Origin of the sequence: Porphyromonas sp. CAG:1061 (assembly GCF_000435035.1) — a bacterium.
In the GTDB taxonomy this organism is placed as follows: Bacteria; Bacteroidota; Bacteroidia; order Bacteroidales; family Porphyromonadaceae; genus Porphyromonas_A; species Porphyromonas_A somerae.
In genome coordinates, this window is the sequence record NZ_HF988849.1 from 6356 (window position 1) to 11291 (window position 4936).

A 4936-nucleotide genomic window follows, 5' to 3' on the forward strand; every position below is an offset into this window, starting at 1 on the left:
CATCCCTTTTCAAGGCGATTGCCTATTAGAGACAGAAGTGGGGCGGGAGCTTTCCCTCTTCGCCACAAAGGAGCTACCGATGAGTGCCAGTGGCGTTGCCTATCCTTTCGAGCAAAGGGTCTTCACAGCTCTTTGGCAAGCGACCCTCAATCAGGTCACCAGCCCTATAGTAAAGCTCTACTCCGAGGGGATCGCCATCGTTTTTATTTCACAGGAAAAGCGGTAATTTATGGGCAATAAGTACTACATCGTTTGGGAAGGGCACCAACCTGGCATCTACGAGTCGTGGGAGGAGTGCCAAGCACAAGTGCGTCACTTTTCTCGACCAAAGTTCAAGAGTTTCAAAGAGATTACTCGCGAGCAGGCGGAAGCCCTTTTCCAAAACCCCTATGCCCTCCAAGGCGAAGGGGAGCCAAGGATATTGGACCGTAGCCACGAGATCGACCTCACTGCACTATCGGTAGATGCTGCCACCAGTGGCAATCCCGGACCGATGGAGTACCGAGGTGTCTGGGTTGAGACCAAGGATCCACTCTTCAGCAGTAAGGTCTACCCCGTTGGCACCAACAATATAGGCGAGTTTCTAGCCATTGTACACGCCATGGCGTGGATGAAGCAAAATAATTACTTCGTGCCGATCTACACCGATAGTCTCACCGCACAGGCGTGGATTCGTAAGAAGCAACCCAATTCAAAGCTTCCGCTTACTCCCGAGACACAAGAGCTCTACCATGTACTACAGCGGGCAGTTAATTGGCTCCATAATAATGACCTCTCTATGTTTACCCTCCTCAAGTGGGAGACTGAGCTATGGGGAGAGATACCGGCCGACTATGGGCGTAAAAAGTAAATCTGCCAATATGCGTGCCATCCTACTCATCAATACCGGTTCACCAAAGAGCTTAGAGACCAAAGAGGTACGCAACTATCTCACCGACTTTCTCACCGATCGGCGAATAATTGGGTTGCCCCAACCCTTTAGAAATATACTAGTGCACGGCATCATTGCCCCTTCACGAGCTCCCAAGTCCAGAGACAAATATGCCCAAATATGGCGGACAGAGGGATCGCCTCTCCAGATACTCACCGAGGCATTGGCCACTCGCATAGAGAGCGAAAGTGGCATCGCCACTTTTGTAGCGATGCGGTACAACCGTGGCTCCCTCGAAGAGGCATACCAGCGAATCACCACTCAGGGCTTTACCGAAGTGGTGCTCGTTCCCCTTTTCCCTCACTACGCTATGAGTAGCTACGAGAGTGCCGTAGCACATGCCGTGGAAGTTCATCAGCAAGGAAGCTACCCCTTTGCCCTCCACTGCGTTGCACCTTACTTCAGCCACCCACTCTATATTGAAGCACTATTGGAGCAGCTTGATCGGTTAGCTACCCCCGACGGTCACCTACTCTTCTCCTACCATGGTATACCGCTTTATCAAAATAAAGCCTATGCCGGTAACCCACAGAAAGACTATCCCTACCAGTGCGGCGAGACCACCCGACTAGTCACCACTCACCCACGATTCAAGGCGATGAACCTCTCCTATGAGATCTGCTACCAGTCACGATTTGGGCACAATAGATGGCTAACCCCTACCCTAGAGAGCCGACTTGAGGCGTTGGCAAAGGAAGGGCAAAAGAAGGTCTCCGTCATCTGCCCCTCCTTCGTCTGCGACTGCCTAGAGACCTCTTGGGAAGTCGGTATCGATCTGAAAGAGCGGTTCTCAAAGCTTCAGCTCACTCTGATAGAGTGCCCCAACGACTCCCTGACGATGGCAAACTGTATCATAGACCAAGTCAATCACCATACCACAGAGGCAATAGAATGGACGAAACCATGACACTTTACTTTATACAGCATAGTTGCTACCTCGTGGAGGGTAGCAATGCCTTTTACCTCTTTGACTACTTCGGCGAGGGCGATCCCCAGACGATTCTCTCAAAAGAACCAGAGAAGCCGCTCTATATCCTCACTACACACTCTCACCACGACCACTATTCGTCTGCGGTTTTCAAGGAGTTTGGCGGGCGAGAACTGCACTATATCTTTCACAGCGAGCTAAGGGACAAGGTACCCTCTGATCAACTCTGCAAGGTGCATTTCCTCGAGACTGGCGAGAGCTACAAGGATAACCACCTTTGGGTGAAAGCCTTTGGTAGTACCGATGTAGGCGGTAGTTTCTACTGCAAAGTGGAGGGGCTGTTCCTCTTCCACGCTGGCGACCTGAATAATTGGCACTGGAATGAAGAGGCCGATGACCGCTATATCCGCCAGTACGAAGCTGCGTGGCAGGCAGAGCTCACAAGTCTAACAACAGAAGTAACCCAGTTAGATCTCCTGATGTTTCCTACCGACCTAAGATTGGGCAAAGATTATCTAAAGGGACTTCGAGAGCTACTTGGCCTTATCTCGATTCGCCACCTTGCCCCAATGCATCTCAATGGTCAACTCAATCCTAACGAATTGGAAGCTCTGGCTAGGCAACACCATTTCAACCTATTACTTCCTCAACCACTCACCGCAAGGCAACTACTATGAACGCCCTTCGCATCATCAAAGACTACGCCCTCCTTTGGGCCATGTTGCTGGGAGCTCTATTCTACCCCTGGCTACACCACCTCGCCCCACTGACTACCTATACCCTATTTTTAATGCTACTTCTCTCCTATACCAAGGTGAGTCCGAAGGAGATGAAGCTCAATCGCACCCACGCCTTGCTCTTCGCCCTCCAGTGGTTTTTAGGCATCATCGCCTTCCTAGTGATTGAGCCTTTTGATGTAACCATAGCCACGGGGGTGGCACTCATTATCCTCACCCCTACCGCCACGGCTGCCTCGGTGATTACAGGAATGCTGGGTGGAAGCATCGCCTTTGTCACTAGTTATATGATCCTTAGCAATGTGGCGATTGCCTTGATAGGACCAGTGCTGATCGGTCTCCTTCACCCCGAGATGGCAGCCAATTATTGGAGCACCGTGCTCACCATACTCGGACAGGTTTCGGCTTTGCTCGTATTGCCACTGATTGTTGCATGGGCACTACGTTACTTTGCCCCCAAATGGCACGACCGCTTGGCGCACTTCAGCTTCCTCACCTTCTGGATATGGGCTGTGAATATCATGATACTGATTGCCACCGCCATACACACCTACCTCACCAATGACCACCTCACCCCGAGGTACACCCTACTCCTTTCGCTCATCACTCTCGTCACCACCTTGGCACTCTACTACGTTGGAGGTCAGGCCTCACGACTGACTGGCGAGCGACGAGTCAATGGTCGGCAAACCCTCGGGCAGAAGAATACCGTCTTCGCTATCTGGCTCGCGATCCTTTTCCTTGATGCCAAGGTAGCCTTTGTCCCCACCCTATATATAGTGGTGCAGAATGTGATCAATTCGCTCGAATTGGCCGCCTATCAAAAATCATTACGCAAAAAGAATGGCACGAATTAGTAAAGAGATGATCTCCATCATCATTAATGGAGAGAGGGACCAAGAGAAGGCTCAGTTCCTACAGATCCGACGTGAGATGCCTACGGCTCTCGAGTCGGGCAAATACCCCATCCGAGTAGATATCACGTGGGAGTACAATGGCGACCACTCGGATATGCCTACAGAGGAGGTGGCGGAGCAGATGAATAGCCTAGAGGAGGCCCTTATCCCTGCACTAGAGAAGAATAACCTCGCGCTACTCGCCTACCAAGTGACGGGCGAGGGGCGCCGACTATGGTGCTTCTACACCCGCAACATTGGGGCGTTTCAAGAGACGCTCAATGACTCACTGGAGGAGCTACCCCTCTTTCCGATTACCTTTTATGCCGAAGAGGATCGGGAGGCTGACGCTTTTAGAGAAGTTGAAACATTATTATAAATGAAGACCATTATGAAAAGAGTATTATTGGTACTGGCAGCTATAGCACTGCTACTCCCCAGTTGTAAAAAGGAGAATAAGGAGGAGCAGACCGCACTCGCTCCGCTTAAGGTGGGAGCGATGTCGTCGCTCGACTACCTTCCCTACGTGATTGCCGAGAAGATGGGCTATACCGATAGCCTAGGCTTGGACCTAGAGATCGTGAAGTTTTTCTCTGCCAACGACCGCGATGCCGCCTTTAGGAGTGGTCAGCTCGATGGCACCGTTATTGACTATACTGGCGCAGCAATACAGCAGGCAGCAGGACTTCCCTTGGCGATTGTGGTAAAGCACGATGGTTATTTTGAGTTGATGGCTCAGCCCACAATGGAGAGCGTTGCCGACCTCAAAGGGAAACAAGTTTCTGTCTCTCGCAATACCGTGATAGAGTATGCCACCGATAAGATGCTAGAGGCTGGTGGACTTGCCGAAGCTGATGTAGAGAAGCCTGAGATTAATAAGATTCCTCTCCGTATGGAGATGATGGTCTCCAAGCAGATAGATGCCTCAGTCTTTCCTGACCCTTTTATCACCATCTCTAAGGCACAGGGTTTCGTAGCCCTCTCCTCTACCCGTGACCTCGGCATCTCGGTTACTGGCACCATGTTTACAGAGAAGGCATTGACCGAAAAGGGGGAGTCAATCCGTGCCCTTCTCAAAGCCTACAACCTCGGCGTGGATTACCTCAATAGCCACGACCGCCAAGAGTGGGTAGAGGTACTGATCAATGATGCTGGAGTACCAGCAGAACTAGCGAATAAGGTGGTACTTCCTACCTATACTCACGCCACGCTCCCTTCGGAGAAGGACCTCAGCGAGACCCTACAGTGGCTACAAGCGAAGCAACTGGTTCCCGCAGAGTACGATATCAAGGGACTCGTTTCGAGCGAATACCTACCTGAGTAAGCAGGCACCGTGAGTAGGATCACCATCAAAGAACTCTCCTATAGCTATCACGGCCGAGGAGGGGTGACCCAAGCCCTTAACCGCGTGAGCCTATCCCTTGCCGAGGGCGAGGTGATAGGG

The 4936-nt window shown here is 51.5% G+C and carries 6 protein-coding genes and 1 pseudogene; all 7 read left to right on the forward strand.

The features are described from left to right. A pseudogene (locus QVO39_RS01030) lies at window positions 1-226 on the forward strand (thiamine diphosphokinase); the annotation flags it as partial. A gap of 3 nt (window positions 227-229) precedes the next feature. Further along, entirely contained in the window at window positions 230-850 is a 621-nt protein-coding gene (locus QVO39_RS01035; RefSeq protein WP_021902641.1) for a ribonuclease H1 domain-containing protein, read from the forward strand. Then, window positions 834-1838 (forward strand): ferrochelatase, encoded by a 1005-nt coding sequence (hemH, locus tag QVO39_RS01040; RefSeq protein WP_021902642.1) that lies wholly within the window; start codon window positions 834-836, stop codon window positions 1836-1838. Before QVO39_RS01035 ends, hemH begins: the two co-directional genes overlap by 17 nt. Continuing rightward, the gene (locus QVO39_RS01045; protein WP_288171351.1) at window positions 1823-2536 is read left to right on the forward strand and encodes an MBL fold metallo-hydrolase; all 714 of its coding nucleotides are present in this window, start codon (window positions 1823-1825) and stop codon (window positions 2534-2536) included. The genes hemH and QVO39_RS01045 overlap by 16 nt, the downstream gene beginning before the upstream one ends. Continuing rightward, window positions 2533-3453: a bile acid:sodium symporter family protein gene (locus QVO39_RS01050; protein WP_021902644.1), complete on the forward strand. Its 921-nt coding sequence runs from the start codon at window positions 2533-2535 to the stop codon at window positions 3451-3453. Before QVO39_RS01045 ends, QVO39_RS01050 begins: the two co-directional genes overlap by 4 nt. Further along, the gene (locus QVO39_RS01055; RefSeq protein WP_288171354.1) at window positions 3440-3871 is read left to right on the forward strand and encodes a DUF695 domain-containing protein; all 432 of its coding nucleotides are present in this window, start codon (window positions 3440-3442) and stop codon (window positions 3869-3871) included. The genes QVO39_RS01050 and QVO39_RS01055 overlap by 14 nt, the downstream gene beginning before the upstream one ends. Before the next feature lie 12 nt (window positions 3872-3883). Continuing rightward, window positions 3884-4816 (forward strand): ABC transporter substrate-binding protein, encoded by a 933-nt coding sequence (locus QVO39_RS01060; RefSeq protein WP_021902646.1) that lies wholly within the window; start codon window positions 3884-3886, stop codon window positions 4814-4816. The last annotated feature ends 120 nt before the right edge of the window (window positions 4817-4936 follow it).